Origin of the sequence: Clostridium sp. LS, from assembly GCF_002760435.1 — a bacterium.
GTDB lineage: Bacteria > Bacillota > Clostridia > Clostridiales > Clostridiaceae > Clostridium.
In genome coordinates, this window is record NZ_AUUU01000038.1 from 1 (window position 1) to 22,357 (window position 22,357).

The 22,357-nt window shown below is 29.7% G+C and carries 20 protein-coding genes; 17 read left to right on the plus strand and 3 right to left on the minus strand.

What is annotated here, in order from left to right; genetic code table 11:
• The first annotated feature begins 249 nt into the window (after positions 1-249).
• The 10 genes from COL3_RS09290 to COL3_RS09335 all read left to right on the plus strand — a co-directional run bounded on the left by COL3_RS09290 (position 250) and on the right by COL3_RS09335 (position 11,309).
• Positions 250-1,206, plus strand: coding sequence for a polysaccharide deacetylase family protein (locus COL3_RS09290; protein WP_008428947.1), 957 nt, complete (start codon positions 250-252; stop codon positions 1,204-1,206).
• 316 nt (positions 1,207-1,522) lie between these two features.
• A complete protein-coding gene (locus tag COL3_RS09295; RefSeq protein WP_008428946.1) occupies positions 1,523-2,908 on the plus strand; it encodes a TldD/PmbA family protein in 1,386 nt (461 codons plus the stop codon).
• Positions 2,909-2,911: 3 nt separating this feature from the next.
• Positions 2,912-4,255: a TldD/PmbA family protein gene (locus tag COL3_RS09300; protein ID WP_008428945.1), complete on the plus strand. Its 1,344-nt coding sequence runs from the start codon at positions 2,912-2,914 to the stop codon at positions 4,253-4,255.
• A gap of 191 nt (positions 4,256-4,446) precedes the next feature.
• Positions 4,447-5,256: a putative ABC transporter permease gene (locus COL3_RS09305; protein ID WP_008428944.1), complete on the plus strand. Its 810-nt coding sequence runs from the start codon at positions 4,447-4,449 to the stop codon at positions 5,254-5,256.
• A 28-nt stretch (positions 5,257-5,284) separates the two neighbouring features.
• Positions 5,285-6,394, plus strand: a complete 1,110-nt coding sequence (locus COL3_RS09310) for a histidine kinase (protein WP_008428943.1) — start codon at positions 5,285-5,287, stop codon at positions 6,392-6,394.
• Complete coding sequence (locus COL3_RS09315; protein WP_008428942.1) at positions 6,391-7,011, plus strand: response regulator transcription factor; 621 nt, start codon at positions 6,391-6,393, stop codon at positions 7,009-7,011. Before COL3_RS09310 ends, COL3_RS09315 begins: the two co-directional genes overlap by 4 nt.
• A gap of 300 nt (positions 7,012-7,311) precedes the next feature.
• Positions 7,312-8,241, plus strand: a complete 930-nt coding sequence (locus COL3_RS09320) for an ABC transporter ATP-binding protein (RefSeq protein WP_008428940.1) — start codon at positions 7,312-7,314, stop codon at positions 8,239-8,241.
• Positions 8,242-8,254: 13 nt separating this feature from the next.
• On the plus strand, positions 8,255-9,403 hold the full coding sequence (locus COL3_RS09325) for an ABC transporter permease (RefSeq protein ID WP_008428938.1): 1,149 nt from the start codon (positions 8,255-8,257) through the stop codon (positions 9,401-9,403).
• A complete protein-coding gene (locus COL3_RS09330) occupies positions 9,396-10,517 on the plus strand; it encodes an ABC transporter permease (protein WP_008428936.1) in 1,122 nt (373 codons plus the stop codon). Before COL3_RS09325 ends, COL3_RS09330 begins: the two co-directional genes overlap by 8 nt.
• A gap of 36 nt (positions 10,518-10,553) precedes the next feature.
• Positions 10,554-11,309 carry a class I SAM-dependent methyltransferase gene (locus COL3_RS09335; RefSeq protein ID WP_008428934.1) on the plus strand — a complete coding sequence of 252 codons (756 nt, stop codon included), beginning with the start codon at positions 10,554-10,556 and terminating at the stop codon, positions 11,307-11,309.
• Positions 11,310-11,488: 179 nt separating this feature from the next.
• On the opposite strand, the gene COL3_RS09340 is transcribed toward COL3_RS09335, so the two are convergent.
• Positions 11,489-13,360 carry an LTA synthase family protein gene (locus COL3_RS09340; RefSeq protein WP_008428932.1) on the minus strand — a complete coding sequence of 624 codons (1,872 nt, stop codon included), beginning with the start codon at positions 13,358-13,360 and terminating at the stop codon, positions 11,489-11,491.
• A gap of 323 nt (positions 13,361-13,683) precedes the next feature.
• Between COL3_RS09340 and yedF the strand changes: the two genes are divergently transcribed.
• The gene (gene yedF, locus COL3_RS09345; RefSeq protein WP_008428929.1) at positions 13,684-14,256 is read left to right on the plus strand and encodes a sulfurtransferase-like selenium metabolism protein YedF; all 573 of its coding nucleotides are present in this window, start codon (positions 13,684-13,686) and stop codon (positions 14,254-14,256) included.
• A 25-nt stretch (positions 14,257-14,281) separates the two neighbouring features.
• Positions 14,282-15,241: an NAD(P)/FAD-dependent oxidoreductase gene (locus COL3_RS09350; RefSeq protein ID WP_008428927.1), complete on the plus strand. Its 960-nt coding sequence runs from the start codon at positions 14,282-14,284 to the stop codon at positions 15,239-15,241.
• 78 nt (positions 15,242-15,319) lie between these two features.
• Here COL3_RS09350 and COL3_RS09355 read toward each other — a convergent pair whose 3' ends face one another.
• Positions 15,320-15,898 carry a GDSL-type esterase/lipase family protein gene (locus COL3_RS09355; protein WP_008428924.1) on the minus strand — a complete coding sequence of 193 codons (579 nt, stop codon included), beginning with the start codon at positions 15,896-15,898 and terminating at the stop codon, positions 15,320-15,322.
• A 24-nt stretch (positions 15,899-15,922) separates the two neighbouring features.
• Positions 15,923-16,585 (minus strand): RusA family crossover junction endodeoxyribonuclease, encoded by a 663-nt coding sequence (locus tag COL3_RS09360; protein ID WP_008428922.1) that lies wholly within the window; start codon positions 16,583-16,585, stop codon positions 15,923-15,925.
• Positions 16,586-17,185: 600 nt separating this feature from the next.
• Here COL3_RS09360 and tsaD point away from each other — a divergent pair.
• The 5 genes from tsaD to COL3_RS09385 all read left to right on the plus strand — a co-directional run bounded on the left by tsaD (position 17,186) and on the right by COL3_RS09385 (position 22,334).
• Complete coding sequence (gene tsaD, locus COL3_RS09365; protein WP_008428921.1) at positions 17,186-18,205, plus strand: tRNA (adenosine(37)-N6)-threonylcarbamoyltransferase complex transferase subunit TsaD; 1,020 nt, start codon at positions 17,186-17,188, stop codon at positions 18,203-18,205.
• A gap of 8 nt (positions 18,206-18,213) precedes the next feature.
• Positions 18,214-19,215, plus strand: a complete 1,002-nt coding sequence (locus COL3_RS09370) for an alpha/beta hydrolase (protein WP_008428919.1) — start codon at positions 18,214-18,216, stop codon at positions 19,213-19,215.
• Between the two features lie 261 nt (positions 19,216-19,476).
• Positions 19,477-20,694 carry a trypsin-like peptidase domain-containing protein gene (locus tag COL3_RS09375; RefSeq protein ID WP_008428918.1) on the plus strand — a complete coding sequence of 406 codons (1,218 nt, stop codon included), beginning with the start codon at positions 19,477-19,479 and terminating at the stop codon, positions 20,692-20,694.
• A 171-nt stretch (positions 20,695-20,865) separates the two neighbouring features.
• A complete protein-coding gene (locus tag COL3_RS09380) occupies positions 20,866-21,174 on the plus strand; it encodes a PTS lactose/cellobiose transporter subunit IIA (RefSeq protein ID WP_008428916.1) in 309 nt (102 codons plus the stop codon).
• Positions 21,175-21,185: 11 nt separating this feature from the next.
• Positions 21,186-22,334 (plus strand): ABC transporter substrate-binding protein, encoded by a 1,149-nt coding sequence (locus COL3_RS09385; RefSeq protein ID WP_008428914.1) that lies wholly within the window; start codon positions 21,186-21,188, stop codon positions 22,332-22,334.
• Positions 22,335-22,357: the final 23 nt, after the last annotated feature.

The following is a 22,357-nucleotide window of genomic DNA, read 5'->3' on the forward strand; positions in this document are numbered from 1 at the left end:
GCTGTTAACCGATAGGTTGGAGGTTCGAGTCCTCTTCGCGGAGCCATTTTTTTATGAAAAACTTGTAAAAAGGAAAAATTTTCAGTCGAGAAATCGGCTTTTTTTTATTGTATAAAACCTGCTAAAACCTTATACTATATATAGATGCCAGTTCCATGGAAAAGTATTTTTTAAAATTGATTTATCAAAGAGAATAAGTAGCAAACTATAGTAAAATTTATTGAATTTAGATATTGAGGTATTATAAAAATGAGACATAGCAATAGGCGTAAACAAAATAAAATTAAAAATATAAAAAGAGCAAGAGTTACTGTTTTATTCATCGTAGTTGCGATAATTGTAGTTATGGGAAGTGCTATTATAGCTCAAAAGTTTTCGGCTAGCAAACAATCTGTACAAGCACTTGATAACAATGCAAATCAAGATAAAAATCAGGATTCAAATGGCAGCGAGGTTAAAAGTGAAGTACCAAGTAAGGATCTATCTAAGGAAAGTTCTTCTGAAGTAGAAGATGTTGCTTTTGTAGAAAATTATTTGAATCAGCAAATGAAGAATAAAAAACCTGATGGCGCTGATGGTAAAAAAGTTGTGTATTTAACTTTTGATGATGGACCATCAGAGACTGTTACTCCACAGATATTGGATATTCTCAAGTCTGAAAATGTACATGCAACCTTTTTCCTTGTAGGAAAAGCAATTAATGAAAGTGATACTACTAAAAATTTAGTAAAGCGTGAATTAGCAGACGGGAACGCAATAGGTAATCATACTTATTCGCACAATTATACTTATTTATATCCAAATGGAAAAATTAATTTGGAGAATTGTATGTCTGATTTTGAGAAGACAAATCAAATTTTGAAGGATGTTTTAGGTCAAGATTTTTCAACAAGAGCTGTGAGATTTCCAGGCGGACAAATGACTTGGGGGAAGAAGGATCCTAAAGGAGTAGAGAAAATGGATGCAGCACTACATGATAAGGATTATCATCAGGTTGACTGGAATGCATTATCTGGAGATGCAGAAGAAGGCGGTCCTAAGAATGCAGCACAGTTAACACAAGAACTTATAAAAACTGTAACGGGACGAGAAAAGGCAGTAATATTAATGCATGATACTTATGGAAAAGAAGAAACAGCCAAAGCTTTACCTGGAATTATAAAATATTTAAAAGACCAAGGTTATGAATTTAAGATTATGAAGTAATAAGATTAAAAGACTATGTTCATTTTAGTTATATTGTAGCAATTAGTATTTGCTAATATTATAACTAAAATTGAAATAGTCTTTTTTATTATTAAAAAATTGTTAAATGCCTAAATGCACTTTGTATGGAATATTTTATGATAATAATTGAAATACAAATAATTAATGCTAAACTAATAATATATATAATTTACTAATAAAGTATCTGTATATTGTCTTGTTTTAAAATATGAAAGTTATTATCAATGTATATAATTATATTATTAGTGAAAATTACCTTTATAGAAGATAATTATTAAATTTAAGGAGGAATACAATGTTATCAAAAAGTGTTGCAAGTGAAGTATTAGCAAAGTGTCTGGTAACCGGAGGAGATTTTGCTGAGATATTTGAAGAGGATTGCATTAATAATTCAATATCATTAGTTGATGGTAAAGTAGACGATGCTATAGGTGGAAGAATTTACGGAATAGGAATAAGAATTTTTAAAGGATTGAATAGTGTGTATGCATACACAAATAATAATAATCTTGATAGCCTTTTAGAAACTGCATATAGAGCAGCTTTAGCATTAGGAGAAGTTAGAGGGGACAAAATAAATTCTATTATTTTAAATGAAAAACATATAGAAACAATACACCCAATAGTACATTATCCAAAGTATGTGGCTTATGATAAAAAAATAGCCATATTAAAAAGTGCTTATAATGGAGCTAAGAATTTTAGTAGTGATATATCACAAGTTATTGCAAGCTATGCAGATAAAGAACAGAATGTGTTAATTGCAAATACAGAAGGATTATATGTTCAAGATACTCGTATAAGAACAAGGCTTGGAATAAGTGCAATTGCATCAAAAGGGAATGAAAATCAAACTGGGTTTGAGGGGCCTGGAAGACACAAAGGAATTGAAATGTTTGATGATGTTGATCCTGAATATCATGGAAGGGAAGCAGCAAGAATAGCTCATACAATGCTTCATGCTAAGAATTGCCCAGCTGGAAATATGGCTGTAGCAATTGATAATGGATTTGGCGGAGTTATATTTCATGAAGCTTGTGGTCATTCATTGGAGGCAAGTGCAGTATCTAAGGGAAATTCAGTCTTTGCAAACAAATTAGGGGAACAAATAGCATCAACTAAAGTAACAGCCATAGATGATGGAACAGCACCAAATGCTTGGGGTTCATTAAATATAGATGATGAAGGTAATAAGACGCAAAAGAATATTCTAATTGAAAATGGTATTTTAAAAGGATATATGATTGATAAATTAAATGGAAGACGTATGAATATGGAGGCAACTGGCAGCTCAAGAAGGCAAAGTTATAAGTTTCAGCCAACTTCAAGAATGACTAATACTTATATAGCAGCAGGAGATGATAATCCAGATGATATTATTAAATCTATAGAAGATGGTTTATATGCTAAAAAGTTAGGTGGGGGGTCTGTTAATCCTGTAACTGGTGAGTTTAACTTTGCTGTTCAGGAAGGGTATCTAGTTAAAAATGGAGAGATTCAAGAACCTGTAAGGGGAGCAAGTCTTATTGGTAAAGGCAGCGAGGTTCTTATGGATATAGATATGGTTGGAAACAATTTGGATGTTGCTCAAGGAATGTGTGGAGCATCATCAGGAAGTATACCAACAAATGTAGGTCAGCCTATGATTAGAGTAAAGAAAATGACAGTTGGAGGTAGATAGAATATGGATTTTAACTTATTTAAAGAAGAATTATTTAAAGAAGCTAAGAATTCAGGATTTGAGGAATGTGAAATATATTATTCTGATTCTGAAAGCCTAAATTTAAATATTTATGAAGGTGAAGTTGAAAAGTATAAATTAAATAATGCCTTTGGACTTTCATTTAGAGGGAAAATTGATGGTAAGATGGGATATTCCTATACAGAGATATTGGATGAAGAAGCAATAAGTACTCTTATCACAAACGCAAAAGAAGCGGCCCTTGCAATAGAGAATGATGATGTTCAATTCATTTATGAAGGTGATAAAGAATATAAAGAATTAGATTGCTATAAAAAAGATTTAGAGAATGTGAAGCCGGATGAACTTATTTCGCTTGCTTTAGAAATGGAAAAGGAATGCAAAAAGCAGTGTGATAAAGTTGTAAATTTTCATGGCTGTGGAATAGGATATGGCAAATCCACTTATGGAATTATTAATTCAAAAGGCCTAAACTTAAAGAATGAAAGAAATAGTTTAACTGCATATGTAGTGCCTATAGTAGAGGAAAACAAAGAGAAGCAGGATGGATCAGGATATGTTATAGCTAAAAAAGTTGAAGATATTAAACCAAGTGAATTAGCAAGACAAGGTCTTGAAGAGGCACTTGCTAAAATTGGTGGTAAGAGTATTCCATCGGGTAAGTATAAGATAATAATTAATAATGAGGCAATGGTATCCTTACTTGGAACATTCTCTTCAATATTTAATGCAGAGCAAGCTCAAAAGGGATTGTCTTTATTGAAAGGAAAAGAAGGTGAAATTATAGCATCAGATAAAGTAACCTTAATAGATGATCCTCATTTACAAGATGGACTTGGAACTACTTCTTTTGACGATGAAGGTGTTGCAACTTATAAAAAAGAGATAATATCTAAAGGAAAATTGAATACATTATTATATAACTTAAAAACTGCATATAAAGCTGGAGTTAAATCTACAGGAAATGGATTCAAAGGTTCATATGCATCAACAATAGGAGTTAGCCCGACAAATTTTTATATAAATCCTGGTGAAAAGTCTTTCGAAGAGCTTTGTAGCGAAGTTAAAGATGGTGTAATAATTACAGATTTTGCTGGACTTCATTCAGGGGCTAGTGCTGTAACAGGAGATTTTTCTTTAGCAGCTAAAGGTTTTATGATTGAAAATGGAAAAAAGAGCTTTCCAGTAGAGCAAATCACTGTAGCAGGTAATTTCTTTACACTATTAAAAGATATCGAAGAAGTAGGAAGTGATTTGAAATTTCCTATGAGCAGCATAGGATGTCCTTCTGTTGTTGTAAAAGAACTTTCAGTAGCAGGGAAATAATAATTAGGTGAATGATGAATAGTGAAGAATGAATGATGAGGATAACAATTCTAAATTAAAAAAATTACACAATAAAAAGTAATGCTTCAAATATTAAATTTGTCTAGCAGAACTTTCTCTGTGAACTTCGACCTCAATCATTCATTATTCATCATTAATCAATAAGTTGTGCTAAGGTAGGTTGAAGTGTTATGAATACAATCTATATTTATCTTTTTTATTTTATAATCTATAGCTTTTTAGGATGGATATGTGAAACTATTTACTGCTCCATTATAGATAGAGAGTTTGTAAACAGGGGATTTCTTAAAGGACCATTTTGCCCAATTTATGGTGCAGGCGCACTTATTGTAACTATATTATTAACCCCATTTTCAAAGAATATTATTGTTTTATACCTAAGTGCAATGATTTTTACAAGTGTATTAGAATATGTTACAGGATCATTATTGGAGACCATGTTTGATCTTAAGTGGTGGGATTATGCAAATAATAGGTTTAATATAAAAGGTAGAGTGTGTCTATTAAATTCGATACTATTTGGAATGTTATCAATAATTGCAGTTAAAATAATAAATCCAATTATAGCCGAAATTGTTAGAGAATCACCATTAAATATTATTATATGGACATGCAATATATTAATAATGTATTTTTTAATGGATATAATAATTACAACCTATAAGGTTTTGCAATTAGGTGGGAAATTAGAAGAAATGAGTATATTGATTGAAGAAATTAAGGAAAAAAGTGAAAATTATAAAAGTATTTTGCAACAGAATTTAAGTAGATTCGATGGGCTAATAGAGCAAGAAAGTGAAAAAATAATTTATGCCAAAGAACAAATTAGTAAATTAAAAGTTAAGTTAGAAAATGTGATATTAAAAAACAGATCTGTAAACAAGCGTATCATAAGGGCATTTCCAAATATAAAATCATTAAAACATCAGTATTCCCTTGATAGACTAAAAGAAGAAATAAAAAAGATAAAGAGAAAATAAAAATACTTTTAGATAAGAGGAATTAACGATGAAAAAGAATATATCAATGCTAATAATTATGATGTCGGTATTTTGTGTGTTGAATTCAATACTTTTAGGATACCAAGATGTTGATATTATCATAAGAATAACGTGTATCATTGGAATTTCTATTCTGGAACTATTAGATCATTTCTTAAAGATTAATGAGAAAAAAATAAATTTTCTTCAAATTATAAGTATTTTAGTGTTTGAGAGCTTAGGCTTTAATGAAATTATTTTTTTATTGCCTATAGTTATTTTTAAGATTATCAAAAATAAGGCATCTATGTTAACTAGCATTTTAATTAGTTTATGTATTGCAAGTTATTTTTATAGAGAAAATTTTCTTTATATGTGCATTTACATTATAATTGCTAACTTATATTTATACGAATTAAAGAAGCAACGCGAAAATGAATTAGAGATCAAGGAATTTAATAGGGGACAAAGATATGAAAGCCACTTAATGGAGCATAAAGTAAGAAATCTAGAAAGATATATTGAACAGAATAATGTAGTAATAAGTTTAAAAGAGAGAAACTTTATGGCTCAAAAGCTTCATGATCATTTAGGGCATAGGATTACAAGTTCCCTTATGCAGCTAGAGGTAACTAAAGAGGCACTAGGAAAGAATAATGAACTTGCTAATAAATATCTACTTACGGCAATGGAAAACCTTAGGGAAGGAATGGATGAAATACGGCATATTCTAAGAAATGTCAAACCTAGGGATAGAGTTATTGGAGTTGAAAATGTAAAAGAGCAATTATTAAAATTTGAATATAGTACAGGTATAAAGACAACCTTAAATATAGAGGGAAATATAAATAAAATCACATTAAGGCTTTGGATGGTATTAGAAGAAAATATTAATGAGGCTTTAACTAATGCAGCAAAGTATTCCATGGCAAGCGTAATTAATCTCTCAATTTTTGTATATAACAAAATAACCAGAATAGAATTTAGAGATAATGGAAATGGATACAAGAATCTTAATAAAGGGTTGGGCCTTAGAGGCATTGAGGAGAGAGTTCAAGGCCTGGGAGGAAGAGTAGAATATTGTAATGATAATGGTTTTATTATTAATATGATTTTTAATTTGGAGGAGCTAAAATGAGCATTAAAATATTAATATGTGATGATGATAGCTTGATTAGAGAAAGCTTAAAAATAATACTGCCTATTAAAGGTGACATTGAGGTAATTGGAGAAGCAAGTAATGGAAGGGAATGCATTAACTTTTGTTTAGAAAATGAAATTGATGTAGCTTTAATTGATATAAGAATGCCTGTAGTTAATGGAGTCGAGGCGGTTCGTGAAATTGTAAAAAAAACAAAAACAAAATGCTTAGTTTTAACAACCTTTGATGAGGAGGATTATATTAATGAAGCTCTCTTATATGGGGCAAAAGGATACATATTAAAGAATAATTCTCCAGAACAAATAGTAAATTCAATAGTTTCAGTTTACAATAATACAATTGTAATGAATGAAAATATACTAGACAAGCTTCATGGAAAAGAAATGGAACCAGAAATAAAGAAATATGATTTTACTGATAGAGAAATAGAAATCATAAAAGCTATTAGCGAAGGCCTAAGTAATAAGGAAATTAGTAATAAGTTATTTATTTCCGAAGGTACAATAAGAAATTATATTACAACAATACTAGATAAAACTGGACTAGAACATAGAACAGCATTAGCTGTTAATTATTTAAAAGGTAATCTGTAAATATAACTCCCCGAAATAAGTAATATATGATTGTTCCAGTTTCTAAGAATCACATCTATCAAAATTTCTAATGAAATATTCCACAAAAGTATGTTGCTTATTCCTAATTGAGATATATTTAAAGGGATGAGTTAACTCTATAATTAAAGTATGACAAATGTAATATATAAAAGGTGAGTTTTCTAACTATTGAAAATTTGCCTTTTTTTATATACTTATATTATGGAAGTTAAGGAATAGATAAGAAATTTAACTATTGTTTTTAAATGTATATTTGTTATAGTTTGGAGGTAATTATAAATGAGAATGTTAGAAATAAGAAAGCTTTATAAGGATTACGGGAATCACGTAGCTGTTGATGGAATAGACTTGAAAATCGAAAAAGGTCAAATTTATGGAATACTCGGACCAAATGGAGCAGGCAAAAGCACTACAATTGGCATGATATGTGGATTGATTAAAAAGACTTCAGGAGAGGTTCTTTATGAGGAAGAAACTAATAAGATAAGAAAGTGGAAAGAAAACATTGGAATAGTACCTCAGGATTTTGCATTATATTGGGATTTAACTGCTGAAGAAAACATTAGTTTCTTTTGCTCCTTATATGGGTTTAAAGGACAAGACCTTAAGTATAGAACCGCTAAAACTTTAGAATTTGTTGGGCTTACAGATGTGAGAAATAAGAAGGCTTCAGAATTTTCAGGAGGTATGAAACGGAGGCTTAATATTGGGTGTGCTATAGCTCATTCTCCTAAACTGATAATAATGGATGAGCCTACGGTTGGCATAGATCCACAATCTAGAAATCATATTCTAGAGTCAGTTTTAAAGCTTAGAGAAGAAGGTGCTACAATAATATATACTTCCCATTATATGCAGGAAGTTGATGACATTTGTGACAGAATAGCTATTATTGATAAGGGTCACATCATTGCTGAGGGTACAAGTGATGAGCTTAAGAATTTAATAGGGGATAAGAATACATTAGATATAACTGTAACCAAGAAGATTAATGGTTTAGAGAATATTCTTCAAGAAGTTACAGGAGTTGAAAAAGTAGTTTTTGCAGATAACGAATATAGGATTACTACGCTTAAAAGCAGCAATTTAATATCAAACTTAGTAACGGTTATTTCAGATAATGGTGGAGATATAAAGAATATTGTAAATGAAGAACCTAGTCTTGAAGCAGTGTTCTTAGCGTTAACAGGCAAAAAGCTTAGAGAGTAATGGGGGGATTAATATGTTTTTATCAATGTTAAAAAAAGAATATAAGCAGATGTTAGGAACGAAGAGAAACTTAATATTTATGTTTCTATTCCCAATAATTCTAATTACTACTTTAAGCGTCGGTCTTAAAAATTTAATGACTTCAGGAGATATATTTGGTTCAGGAAATGAATATTCAAAGGTGTATTACACAATTAATGGTGATACAAAGTATGAACATGGATTTCTAGAATTTAAGAAAGGTGTAGAAGAGGCTGTTAATATTAAATTTGAAGAAACTTCATCTTTAAATATTGTTAAGGATGAAGTGGATAAGTATAATGCCTTAGTTCATATTGAAGTAAATGATAGTGGCTTTAAATTATATTCCTCTAAGAATGGAGAAAGAATCAAAACCAAAATATTTAGAGGTATATTTGAATCAATTCTTAATGAATATGCAGCATTTGATACTATAAATGAATATAATCCAAAGGCTTTCTCAAATTTAGTTCAGAATAAATATAATGAATATGTTGTTAAAGAAGATGTTGGTAAAGCTCGGGATATTACTTCATCTGAATATTATACCTTCGCAGAATTAGCTCTGATTATTTTATATATTGCAGGAATAGTAGCAGAATCTGCATACAAAGAAAAACAGCTTACAACCATCAATAGAATTAGATTATCAAAAATGACTGAAAGTTCTTTAATAGGAGCAAAAATTATTGTTGGAATTATAATATCTATATTGCAGACTATATTAGTGTATATTTATTCTACCTATGTACTAGGTGTAAATTGGGGAGAAAATACACTTAAGTTTATGAGTATATTCTTTGCGCTTGGAATTTTTGTTTCTGTAGTAGGAGCCCTTATCGGAATCATAGCAAAAAATGATACGATGGTGACAGGTATAATACAAGTTTCAATAGTAGTCATATGTTTTTTAGGTGGAGCCTATACTCCGCTCAGTGTAATGGTTGGAATGGGACCAGTAAGTAAGTTATTGTGTATCAGTCCAATTTATTGGATTAATACAGCAATAGGTAGTTTATTATGTGGGATAGAATCTAATGCTTATCTCATTGCACTGGGAATGCCTTTAGGCCTATCAGCCTTATGTATGTTTGTATATTTTGGAGTTTTAAGAAATAAAGGAGGCCTTGCAAATGATTAGAATAATAATAAATGTGGCAAAAATTTTACTCAAGAGGAAAACTTTTTTAGTCGTAACATTTATTCTTCCGATTATATTAATATTTGCGTTTGCGGGAATAGAAAGTGGCAGTTCAACTGTAAAAGTTGCAGTAATAAATGAAGATAGCGGGGCATTTGGTAAAGAAGTAGAAGATAGATTATCAAAGCTTGATGGAGTAACTAAAGTAGAACTTGAAAGCGATAATTATATACAGGATTTAGTTTATCATAAATATGAGATGACAATTAAAATAGATAGGAATTTTACGGATAATATTATAAGAGGTGAAAAGAGTGAGATTACTTATAAAACAATCTCAAATAATGATACTCAGGCAGTTATAAAAAGTTTTTTGGAGAGTGAAGTATCTGCATTAGCTAAGATATCAAATAATATTGATATAAAAGCTGAAGGCATAGATGCAGTTATAAAAACATTTAGGGATTCAAGACCAGAATATGAAGTTCTAAATAAAAAAGATATAAAGCCAAGTATATTGTCATCATTGGGTGTAATATTCTATTTATTGTTTGTTACAGCAGCAGGAAGTTGTGGATTTCTACTAGAAGATGAAAGAGAAGGTACAAAAGAAAGAATCCTTATGGGAAAGATTAGCGAAAGACAATATTATGCTAGCCAATGCGTTGTATTCTTCCTTTTTACAGCCATACCATCAGTAGAATATTATGTAGCATGTAAAATATTTAACTATGAGTTTGGCTTTGGTAATACAATATTACTATTATTTCTCGCACTACTAATGTCCTTATTAGCCGTTACTTTTAGTATAATGATAGCGTCTATAGTAAAGAATAAATCAGTATTTTCTCTTATAAATACAGCGTTAACCGTACCTGTATTTATGTTAAGCGGTGCTTTCTGGGATTACGAAATGATGAGCAAGAGTTTGCAGAGGGTAGGGGATGCTCTTCCTCCAAGATGGATCTTCATGGCTGTAGAGAAATTGCAGGCAGGAAAGGGATTCATATCAATTTTACCTATAGTAGTTGGAATATTAGCATTATCAATTCTATTTTTATTATTGAGTTCATTCTTCACAAGGAATAAAATGGTATTAGTTAAAAATAGTTAAAATATTTAAATTATATTATTGGGGAGAGAATTAAATATGAATGAATATAAGAAAGCGGAGATAATTGCAAAAGCAAAAAAGCAATTTGATAAAGACTTTTTCACAGAGGGATATATTGATATTATTTCAGATGATAAACATTTAGAAGGGATATTAGCCAAGATTGACACAAAACCTAATAGTAGAATTTTAGATTTGGGAACTGGCAGTGGATATGTAGCATTTCCGTTAGCATTGAAATATAAAGAAATTGAAGTAGTCGGACTAGATATAGTAGAGAATACTATAAGAAGAAATAATGAAGTAGTAAGGGAAAAAGGAATTAATAACTTAATATTTAGTAGTTACGATGGAATAACAATTCCTTATGAAAATAATACATTTGATGCAATTGTCACAAGATATGCCCTACATCATTTTCCTAACATTGAGGAGACGATAAAGCAGCTTCAAAGAATTGTAGGGGAAGGTGGACAAATATATATATCAGACCCAACTCCTAATAAAATAGACAATAAAAGATTTGTAGATAAATATATGCAGCTTAGAGATGATGGACATGTTAAGTTTTATACCAAGGAAGAATATATAGAATTACTTAATAAGTATGGTTTTGAATTAGAAAATATATTCATTAGTAAAGTAAGATTCCCAAGAGTAGTTAGTGATAATTATTATAAACTAATGAAAAATTATGAAGAGGAAATTATAAAGGCATATGATATTGAGGTTACAGAAGATAAAATTTTTATAACAGAAGATGTTTTGAACATGAGTTTTAGAAAGAAATGATTCACTCTTATTATAGGTAAACAGCTTTTAACATTTGCTTATGTTTAGAAATAAATTTGATTTTTACTTTCAAATATAGCCCAACTAGAAATATAAGTCATTCTTTTGTGGAATGTTTCCTTAGAAACTGGAATAAAAGAATGACTCATATTTCGCAGGGCTATATTCTAAATTTATGTCTAATTAACATTATGTGCGTAGTTTGCACGTATCATTTTATCTGAAATATCTAATGATTTTTTATAAACTTCTTTTTCTTTATCAGTAAGATTTTCTCCACCTTTAAGTGTACCATTAGTTATTACAGCAAAAGATTTATTTGTATTCAATAGGTTTCTACCTAAAGCGGTATTTTCATACTTATCTTTGTCTACTCCAAGCAGATAAAGAAGTGTTGGCATAACATCAATTTGTCCATTATACATTTCATCAAATGTTTTTCCTTGTTTTTTAGATGGATCATAAATAATAAATGGAACAGTAGGATTTCCTGTATTTAAAAACCAATCTTCTTTATGAGATAATTGTCCAATAGTATCATCGTAATATTTATGGATTCCGGTGTGATCACCCATAATGGCAATAATACTATTTTTAAGTAAACCTTCTTTATCTAATTGATCAATGAAATATCCTATTTGTTTATCAGTATAATGAAGACTTTCAAAATATCCCCCAAGTTTGCTTTCGTTTAATTCAGGATCGAGTCCTAGTTCTCTATATTTTTCAGGAATATCAAAAGGTCCATGGCTTGTTAAAGTTACAGTTTCAGTATAAAATGGCTGCTTTTGTTTTTTTAGCATAGGAATCACTTGTTCAAAGTATCTTTTATCACTAATTCCAAGACCTATTACTTCATCGACATTAAATGAATAATAATCAGAAAAGTTATCAAAACCAATGCCGAGTAATCCGTTTTTATAATTCCAGAATGAACCCTTATCAGGGTGAATTGCATAAGTATTATATCCTTGAGTCTCTAGAATATTAGGCATAGAATTATAATTAGTATTAGGATATCTGAAGAAGGTACTTCCTTGTCTTAATGGCAGCATAGAAGTGTTAACCATTAAATCGGCATCAGAGCTTGTCCCTTCGTTAACTTGCTCAAAAGTATTTGGAAAATATAATGAACTTTGAACTAACTTATTTAAATTAGGAGTAATCTCTTTACCATTAATTTTTTTACCAATAACGAAATTTTCTAGGGATTCAACTTGTATATATATTAAATTTTTGCCTTTCGCCATGCCGAAGTATTCATTATTAGGCAAATCTTCTTTTTTAGTTTCAAATAATTCTTTAATATCAGCCTTATCCTGATTAGTTAATTTATATGGCTGAGAATCTCGGTAAACTGTATAACAATCAATAATATGGTATCCAATAGGAGAAAAATATCTAGCAGTATTTGACTTATCATAGTTACTAAATAAATAAGCGTTTGGAACATCTTTATTATTAAATACATTTATACTAATAGGTACATAAATTATATATAATATTGATAGGATAAAAGTACATAAAAAAGTTTTAATGGAACGCTTATGTTTGTTGCTAAATGATTTCCTTGATATATACACATATATGGCTAATATTATAAAATCAAATAGGAATATAAAATCTAAATTACTTGTCATAGATAGTATACTTCCAGACATATTATCTAAATTAGCTGTTTGTGTTAATATCAATGCAGAGGGCACAGTTAAAAAGCCCCTAAAATACCAAACGTCTATTAATATTAAAAAAGTTAAAAGTAAATCGATTACTATGGTATAAACGACTCTGCCTATTCCTCGAAATAAAAGAGAGAAGCTTATGAACGCTACAGCAAAAGCTATGTAATAATTCAAGAAAGGATCTGCAGATTGATATCCAGCAGAAAAATCAAGAGAATATGGATTCTTATTAATCACAAAACCTTGAAACATTATACCTTTTAATATTATAGAAATTACAGGAATTAAAAAGAATATTATTCTTATAATTGTATCTTTATTTAAATTACGTCTTAAAAAATTATTAATACTAGAGTTAAAAGAACTCATTATGTCACCTCAATTCGATAAATCACTACATTATATAGTATACATAAATTTATAAATTAAACAAATATAAATTAATGGAATATGCACATATAAAAAAGTAGCTATGCTGCAAATAGGAACTTTTTAGCGCATCTTTGGGCTATTATTTTTTTTTCATATACATGAATTTAGAATGGTATACTATAATATAGGAAAGTTTATATAATAAATGTAAGTATAATAATTTAATCAAGTTGTAAAATTAATCAATCTATATTTGAGAAATTTATTGTCAAATCTGATATATTAATAATATATTGAAATATTGTTAGGGGGCTATAATTATGAAAGAAATAGATTGCAGAGGATTGTCTTATTTAAAAATTATAAGAGAAATTAAAAAGTATTTTAATTCGATTGGTGAGGGCGAAGCAGTTGTAATAGTAAACAGTGAACTTGGGCGTTCAAATGTTTTAAGGTATGCAGCTCATAAAGGATATCAAGTTGATGAGGAAGATGAGGAGAATAGGTTTGCAATTAAAATAGAAAAAAGAGGCTGTCTAGAAGTAGAAGATGAGGGTGAGATATTTTCTATTTTAGTTACAAGGGAAAAATTGGGAGATGGAGAAGATGAATTGGGAATAACTCTAATAAACGAGTATTTTGAAGCACTAAATGAGTATGATAAGCTGCCAAAAGAAATTTTATTCTTAAATTCAGGTGTTAAATTATTTAGCAAAGACTCCAAAGCTATTGAAGATATAAAGATGTTGTACAAAAAGGGTGTAAAACTTTTGATTAACGATACATCATTAGATTATTATAATTTAACAGGAGAAATAACATTTGGGGAAATTGCAAGTATGTACGATATGGTTGTTGCTATGAAAAAAGCAAAAAAATTGATAAAGTTATAGGATTTATTTTATGGAGGTACAAAAAATGCCAAATTATGATTTGATTGTTATTGGAGCAGGAATAGCTGGGATGACAGCAGCAATTGGAGCGGCAAAGGAAGGTATAGAAAAAATACTTATTATAGAGAGAGAATGTAATGTTGGAGGAATAATTAATCAATGTATTCATAATAGCTTTGGGGAAAAGTTTTTGGGAGAAACAGTTACTGGCCCTGAATATATAGATTATGTAGAAAGACAATTGAACGAACTTGGTATAGAAATATTGCTAAATACTACTGTATTAGATGTTAGCAAAGAAAGGAAAGTTACTTATGTTAACTCAGAAGATGGTATTAAGGATATTACTGCAAAAGCAATAGTTTTAGCTATGGGGGCAAAAGAAAAGTATTCAGGAAATGTTGTTATACCGACAAATGGACTTACAGGAATATTTACTGTGGGCGAAGCTCATAGAATAGTTAATTTAGAGGGATATTTGCCTGGAAGAAAAACTATTATTATAGCTAAAGATAAATGGGGATTTTTAGTTGCAAGAAGACTGATAATAGAAGGAGGAAGCGTGGAAGGTATAGTATTAGATAAGGAATTTAAAGAAATTGAAGATAGTGAAATTTTAGATATTATTAACGGTTTTGATATTCCTATAGTTGAAAATTCTAGGGTAATTGAGATTGCAGGAAATAATAGAATTGAAAAAGTGAAGATTATGAATTTAATTAATGAAGCAGTAGAAGAAAAAGAATGCGACTCTTTATTACTATCAGTAGGTTTTATTCCTGAAACTTCGATAATTAAAAGATTAGATATTAATATGGATAGTGAGACTTTTGGGCCAGAAGTGTCAGAATTTAAAACATCAATTAACGGGTTTTTTGCATGTGGAAATATTATATATGGGGAGAATGCACTGCATATGAAAGGAATTGATGGAATCGAATGTGGGATGGAAGCAGCGAAATATATAAAAAAATATATGCATTAGAATGGAAGGTAGTTAAAATATATAATTTATACCCTCCATTTCCTCGCTTAATATAATGAATTTCTAGTAAACGAAAATTTATTTATTTGAATTAGAGTAGTGGAGAAGAGCTTGTTTATACATAAGTTCGTGTCCCAAAGAAGTTAGATGAATTCCATCTAAATATATATCATTTCTATCTTCAGTTAAATCGTAAAAATTAATGAATGATATTTTATAATTATTACATAAACTGATAAGTTCTTCTTTTAAAAATAGCAAATTATTTTCAGCATAGGCATATAAGTGCGAAGGCGAAAAAAGTTCATTAGCCATTTTACCAATTATTTTAGGGGGGATACCTATAGTTACTTCAGAGTTAATATTTATTCCATCCTTAATCATTAATTCTATATTACTGATTACTGATGTAACTGACCTTCCAAGGAGAAGATCGTTTGTGCCTCCCATTATAAAAATTTTTAGAGGAAAATGTACTAAGACATCATTATAATATCTAGTAAGCATTGATGTGGTTGTTTCACCATTGTGGGCTTTATTTAATGAAGAAAAGAAAAGTGATTGTGCAATCTTATATGCCCATGATTTTTCTTTACTCACTCCATATCCAAAGGTTAAACTGTCTCCTAAAAAAACAATATCCAAATTATTGCTCATAATTAATTCCTTTCCCATATATAATCAAAATAACTTATTAAAACATTTTTTGCATATTAAAGTTTTTCCGTTATCTGCCTTTACATGATCATTGGAGGTTATAGATTTATTGCAAATGCTGCATATCGAAAGTGTTTTAGGCAAAAGCTTTTTATGTTTGTTTTCAAATTTATCTAACGAATTACTTTTTATTTCATAAGAATCATGTTTTTTTGAAGCTAAGTTTTTCCTTATAGGAGAATATATTTTAGCTTCTACAGGAGTACTCTTTTTTGTAATTGAATAATTAATATCATATTGACTTTGCGCAAATAACTCCAGTTCAAATCTTGGATTCTCTTTATCATAATATTCTTCAGTAAATATTTTTGTTATCTGAGCATCATTTACGATCAATCCACTTTTTTCTATACCGTCAAATATACTTTTAGTAATATTTATTGTATCAGGATGGCGCTTTTCGCTTTTATAATAGACTTTGAGGATAGCTATTAAGCTTTCAGAAAAAATAATATCTGGATTTTGACTTCTAGCAAGTAGTGCAATTTCTTGCTCATATAATGCATATCTATCATGATATTTACCAGAGCTATGAGGCAGAATAGCGCGGCCATTTATATTATGTAATTTAAAGTTCGATTTTGTAATAGGTGATCCGTTAATTATTACTTTAGCATAGTTAGACATTTTAACGCTCCTTAGATAATATTAGATTGCTCCATTTAATATACATTATATATAATTTTTATACAGATAAACAACAGATAGATATTCAGTGCAATAATTTGATTTATTTATCCATATAGCAAATTTAGGTAATTTGGAATATAATAAGAATTGCCTTGAGCTTAGGCATAATCAAAAAAATATATCGGCCTTAATAAATTCGGCTTTGATAATATTATATATATAAAGTATAATATTTTAGTGGCTATTAATAAAGAAAGTGTAATAAAATTTCATTTTGTAAAATATTTCATTAATTATTAAGAATATATTAAACGATATAATGAATACATGAATTCATATTGAATATAAGATACAATAGATTTAGGCGAAAGAAAAATAACTATTGTATATGATATTTACATTTTGGCAGCTTAGTAAAACTTACTATATGAACATTTGGTTCGGGGATAGGTAGTACTAGGCTAATAGGTATTTGCCTATTGTGAATAAAGGTACATTTACTTTCCTTATTATATAAGCCGGGCAAGAATTTAGATTATGATGAAATTAGAAATGAGTCGACAATTAATTGATTTATTATAAAAAGAGGTATTAAAAATGGATAATAAAATAATTTTAGCTATAGAGTCAAGTTGTGATGAAACATCAGCTGCTGTTGTAGTAAATGGCAGGGAAGTTTTATCCAATGTAATTGCATCACAGATAGAAACACATAAAAAATTTGGTGGTGTAGTACCAGAAGTTGCATCAAGAATGCATATTGAAGTAATAGATAGTGTAGTAAAGGCAGCTCTTGAAGAGGCGGAAGTAACATTAGGTGATATTGATGCAATAGGAGTTACCTATGGTCCAGGTCTTGTTGGAGCACTATTAGTTGGTCTTCAGTATGCAAAGGGATTAGCACTAGGGTCACAAAAACCACTAATTGGCGTTAATCATATCCAGGGTCATATTAGTGCAAATTTTATTGAACATAAGGATTTAGAACCTCCGTTTGTTTCTTTAGTTGTTTCCGGGGGGCACACATTTATTGTGCATGTAAAGGGATATAGAGATTTTGAGGTAATAGGTCAAACAAGAGATGATGCAGCCGGGGAAGCATATGATAAGGTGGCTAGGGCATTAGAACTAGGATATCCTGGCGGACCTAAAATTGATAAGTTAGCGAAAGAGGGAAATGAAGATGCAATAGATTTTCCTAGAGCAAAGTTTCAAGATGATACTTTAGATTTTTCTTTTAGCGGAGTTAAGTCGGCTGTATTGAATTATTTAAATAAGGCTAGAATGAAAGATATAGAAATAAATAAGGCTGATATTGCGGCATCATTTCAAAAGGCAATAGTTGATGTGCTAAAAACTAATTTATTTTTAACTTGTGAAAGAAGAGGAGTTAAGAAAATTGCAGTAGCTGGTGGTGTTGCATCTAATTCATATTTAAGAGAAATTCTTAAAAAAGAGGGAAAGAAAAAGGAAATTGAAATTTTATTCCCCTCTCCGATACTGTGCACTGACAATGCGGCGATGATAGGAAGTGCGGCTTATTTTAACTACGTAGAAGGCGTAATATCAAATTTAGATATAAATGCAAGGCCTAATCTAAAGTTAGGGGAGAGGTAGATTCTAAAATGAAGTTATTATGGCATTCTAATGGGCTACATAAGGTCGAAAAGGATAAAGTAAGCAAGGGGAAGGTTTTGAAAAAAATTATTATTTTTTTTGTAGCTTTACTAGTTGTTGGCTTTATAGTACAAAATATAAGTAACTTTGTAGATAATTCGAGATTAAAATCAAAATTCAAGTTTGCTAGAATAGATGGAAAGAAGATGGAGTATAAGATTAAAACGGGTGGAGATTATACTGTAGTCTTTGATGGAGCAATTGGAAACAATATGTATGAATGGGATGAGATTTGTAAGTCATTAGAGGAGAAGAAAATATCAACCTTCGTTTATAATAGGAGAGGATATGGATTTAATGAGGGCGGAGATATTAGAACTCCAGAGGATCAAGCAAAGGACTTGAAACTTCTTCTTAGGAAAGCAGGGGCGCCAGAACCATATATTTTAGTTGGGGAAGAGTACGGCAGTTTAGTAACCACAAATTTTATTAGGTTATATTCTGACTCTGTAGCCGGCGTTGTGTTGGTTGATCCGATATCAGAAGAAGAGGTGCAAACTAAACAATTTAATCAGGAGATCAAAGATAAGTATTATAGAAGTACGTTTGAAGAAATAGGTACTAATTTTGGATTAACTTCATTATTAAGTAAAATGGGATTAACTATAGAGAATAGTACTTTTAAGGAACACTTAAGTGAAAATGAGTTAGACGAATTTAATAGCTTTAAGAATAAAACTAATTATAGGCAGGCTGTTTCAAATGAGTTGGAGAATTTATATAAGGGCGCATCTAGCAGCCAGGTGGATGGATTACTAGGTAATAAGCCTCTGTATTTGATAACAGATAAAGATGATGATCCCATAACAAAGATAGGTAATTCAGCTAGTATTACAGTATACAAGGAAGAGATAAGTGGATCTCCAATTTCAGTATTAGATCCAGATGCAATTGTTAATGGTGTAAATAGTGTTATAAAAGACGCTAAAAAATTAGCTAAGAAGTCATAAGAGTAAATAATTTTTTTAAAATAATTAATATGTTGAATAAGATTTCTAAAATTTAATATAATTGATTTATATTTCATGAGAAAAATATATTTAATTATATATTATTGTCATTTGTTTGACACATAAAAATTTTATACTTACATTATAGAGTTACTTCTGGTAGCCAAAATCAAAGTGTTTACTACTTTAAATGGACATAAATGATATGACTTAATTGCTAGTTAAATAAATTAATAATTGATATATTGGGAGGAAAAATATATGAATGATAATAATGAAAAATATATTGATGTAGATTCATTACCAGTAAATGAAGATCAGCAAGTTTCCTGGGAAAATTCTTTTCAGAATAATAATAATTATGTAGAACCAAAGAAAAGAAAAAGAAGGGGCATACGCGTTCTAGGAAAGGTTGCAGGAATTTTACTTCTTACTATGATAGGAGGAGTAGTTGGCAGCGGAATTACTTATTCATTAATGAAATCAAATAATGTTGTTGTTACTAAGCAGATAACAAGTACTATTCCACAATCTTTTACTTCAAGTACACCAGATGCAATGTCCGCTGCAGATGCATTTAACAAAGTAGCGCCAGCAGTTGTTATTGTTTCAACTAAAAGCACGACTAGTAATGGATTTACTTCTGGAGAAGAAGAGGGAATGGGTTCAGGATTTATAATTAATGAAGAAGGTTATATATTAACTAATTATCATGTAATTGCAGGTGCTAAAGAAGTTACAGTAACTTTAAGTGATAAGACTGAAGTAAGTGCAACTGTAGTAAATTATGATCAAGATAGGGATGTCGCAATGCTTAAATTGAAAGAAGGAACTAAAGTACCTGCTGTAGCAGAACTTGGAGATTCTGATGAAGTATATCCAGGCGCAGAAGTTATAGCGATTGGAACACCTCTTTCAAAGAATTTTGCTCAAACACTTACAAAAGGAGTTATAAGTGGAAGTAATAGAACAATGGACGATAGTGGAAAAAGTGTAGACTTTATTCAGACAGATGCTGCTATTAATCCAGGTAATAGTGGAGGTCCATTAGTAAATGCCAAGGGGCAGGTTATAGGAATAAATTCTATGAAGATAGGATCTCAAATAGGAGAAACTAGTGTTGAAGGTATAGGATTTGCAATTCCAATAAATGAAGTAAAAAATAAAATCGATGCTTTATCAAAACCTATTTTAAACTTAGGAATTCAAATAAGAGAAATTGATAGTGCTACAGCTAAGAAATATGATTTAGTAGAGGGAATTTATGTATCTTCTGTTGATGAATATTCACCTGCTGAAAAGGGCGGACTTAAAATTGGAGATATCATTGTAAAATGTGATGGAAAATCAGCTAAAACGTTCAGTGAACTTAAAGCAATAAAAGAAGGTAAAAAAGCTGGTGATTCCATGAACTTAGAGGTGGTAAGAAATAAGAAGACTGTTGATTTAACAGTTGTCTTAGAAGAGAAAGCTCAATAAAATTCTTTTATGCATCTAAAACTAGAGTTGGTAAAATACAATGCCAATTCTAGTTTTTTTCTTTATATGGTAATATATATTAGTTTATTCTTTAAAAATACAAGGAAAAGTAGTAAAATTAATCATTATAAGGGTAAAAGGGATGTATATAAAGAAGAAGGGGATAACAATATGGAAGAGATAATACTAAATATAATAATGCATAGTGGAGAAGCAAGAAGTTATTCCATGGAAGCTATTTCTTTAGCTAAAAGTGGAAGATTTAACGAGGCAAAAGAATTAATAATAAAGGCTGATGAGGAATTAGGTTATGCACATAATTCTCAAACAAATCTAATACAAGGCGAGGCTGCAAGTGATAAAATAGAATTTTCTTTGCTTTTAGTGCATGCAGAAGATCATTTAATGACAACAATGACATTTAAAGATTTAGCAGTAGAAATAATAGAGGTGCATGAAAAGATAAATTCTATTCAGTAGAGGTATAATATATGAAGAATAAAATTAAATATGTCGTTACATTTGCTATTATTTTTGTAATAGTAATAATAAGCATTAATTTACTTCAACCTAATAAAGAGCAACAAGTCAAGGGGAGTATAGAGCTCATAGTTAATGAAAATTCCTATGACTATTTAGTTGAATGTGCAAACAACTTTATGAAACAAAACGATAAGACTTTTATTAATGTAAAAAAATTAGAGGATTATAATCAAATAATTGCTAATAAAAGTGATGAAGGTAGCAAATTAAGATTACCTAATATAGCTCAGATAGATAGATATAATTTTGATAAATTAAAGTTGGATGATTATGAGTATTATAATAAAGATAATAAATTATTAAACAATTACATTAAAAACTTTTCTAAATATAGAGTTTCCCAAGTTATGTATGGAGATAATTCTATAGGTATACCATTGACTTCTAGGCCGTTGGGTTTTTATATTAGGGAAGATATGATTAAGAATTTTAATTATAAAAGAGATAGTATGAATACTTGGGATGATGTTATAAGAATTGGTAAGGATATATATGCAAAAAGTAATGGAAAAGTGCATATAATTAATGCAACGGGGCAAGATTATGAAGATTTGTTAGATCTACTAACTATGGAGATTATGAGTGATAATGATAAAAGTGTAGAGGAAATAAAATCTCAAGTTCAAGCTATGATTAAAAATTTAGAAGACAATAATATTTTAAATCTTCAAGACGGAGGAGAATTTTTAGCTAGAATATCTTCTGTTAATGGAATGAAAGAAATAATGACATTGGATGTACCTTGCGAATGGAGTTTAGGAAATGTACCAAGTATTAAAGGTGGGACAAATAAATTCTTTGCAAGTGAAGGAGATAATTTGCTAGTCTTAAATCAAAATAGTGATAATGAAAAGCTGATTGAAAAATTTATAACATATGTTATAACCAATAATGATGAAGCTATTAAGTACGTGAAGGCTGGGAGATTCTTTTCAAGTTATTTATCAACATATAATAATAAAGAAATTGAGGATCAAGTAAAAAATTTTTCCGGTCAAAGTCCACTTGTGGTTTTGAGTAATATTGAAGAAAAAACTCCAGAAATTAATGATTACGATAAGTATATAAAGATAAAAGAAGAGCTTAGGGGGCAATAGTCCTCTAAGCTCTTTTTTTATTT

Excerpts from the sequence above, each read along its gene's own strand:
- COL3_RS09290 (WP_008428947.1), top strand. The coding sequence starts at position 250 with ATGAGACATAGCAATAGGCGTAAACAAAATAAAATTAAAAATATAAAA.
- COL3_RS09295 (WP_008428946.1), top strand. The coding sequence starts at position 1,523 with ATGTTATCAAAAAGTGTTGCAAGTGAAGTATTAGCAAAGTGTCTGGTA.
- COL3_RS09300 (WP_008428945.1), top strand. The coding sequence starts at position 2,912 with ATGGATTTTAACTTATTTAAAGAAGAATTATTTAAAGAAGCTAAGAAT.
- COL3_RS09305 (WP_008428944.1), top strand. The coding sequence starts at position 4,447 with ATGAATACAATCTATATTTATCTTTTTTATTTTATAATCTATAGCTTT.
- COL3_RS09310 (WP_008428943.1), top strand. The coding sequence starts at position 5,285 with ATGAAAAAGAATATATCAATGCTAATAATTATGATGTCGGTATTTTGT.
- COL3_RS09315 (WP_008428942.1), top strand. The coding sequence starts at position 6,391 with ATGAGCATTAAAATATTAATATGTGATGATGATAGCTTGATTAGAGAA.
- COL3_RS09320 (WP_008428940.1), top strand. The coding sequence starts at position 7,312 with ATGAGAATGTTAGAAATAAGAAAGCTTTATAAGGATTACGGGAATCAC.
- COL3_RS09325 (WP_008428938.1), top strand. The coding sequence starts at position 8,255 with ATGTTTTTATCAATGTTAAAAAAAGAATATAAGCAGATGTTAGGAACG.
- COL3_RS09330 (WP_008428936.1), top strand. The coding sequence starts at position 9,396 with ATGATTAGAATAATAATAAATGTGGCAAAAATTTTACTCAAGAGGAAA.
- COL3_RS09335 (WP_008428934.1), top strand. The coding sequence starts at position 10,554 with ATGAATGAATATAAGAAAGCGGAGATAATTGCAAAAGCAAAAAAGCAA.
- COL3_RS09340 (WP_008428932.1), bottom strand. The coding sequence starts at position 13,360 with ATGAGTTCTTTTAACTCTAGTATTAATAATTTTTTAAGACGTAATTTA.
- yedF (WP_008428929.1), top strand. The coding sequence starts at position 13,684 with ATGAAAGAAATAGATTGCAGAGGATTGTCTTATTTAAAAATTATAAGA.
- COL3_RS09350 (WP_008428927.1), top strand. The coding sequence starts at position 14,282 with ATGCCAAATTATGATTTGATTGTTATTGGAGCAGGAATAGCTGGGATG.
- COL3_RS09355 (WP_008428924.1), bottom strand. The coding sequence starts at position 15,898 with ATGAGCAATAATTTGGATATTGTTTTTTTAGGAGACAGTTTAACCTTT.
- COL3_RS09360 (WP_008428922.1), bottom strand. The coding sequence starts at position 16,585 with ATGTCTAACTATGCTAAAGTAATAATTAACGGATCACCTATTACAAAA.
- tsaD (WP_008428921.1), top strand. The coding sequence starts at position 17,186 with ATGGATAATAAAATAATTTTAGCTATAGAGTCAAGTTGTGATGAAACA.
- COL3_RS09370 (WP_008428919.1), top strand. The coding sequence starts at position 18,214 with ATGAAGTTATTATGGCATTCTAATGGGCTACATAAGGTCGAAAAGGAT.
- COL3_RS09375 (WP_008428918.1), top strand. The coding sequence starts at position 19,477 with ATGAATGATAATAATGAAAAATATATTGATGTAGATTCATTACCAGTA.
- COL3_RS09380 (WP_008428916.1), top strand. The coding sequence starts at position 20,866 with ATGGAAGAGATAATACTAAATATAATAATGCATAGTGGAGAAGCAAGA.
- COL3_RS09385 (WP_008428914.1), top strand. The coding sequence starts at position 21,186 with ATGAAGAATAAAATTAAATATGTCGTTACATTTGCTATTATTTTTGTA.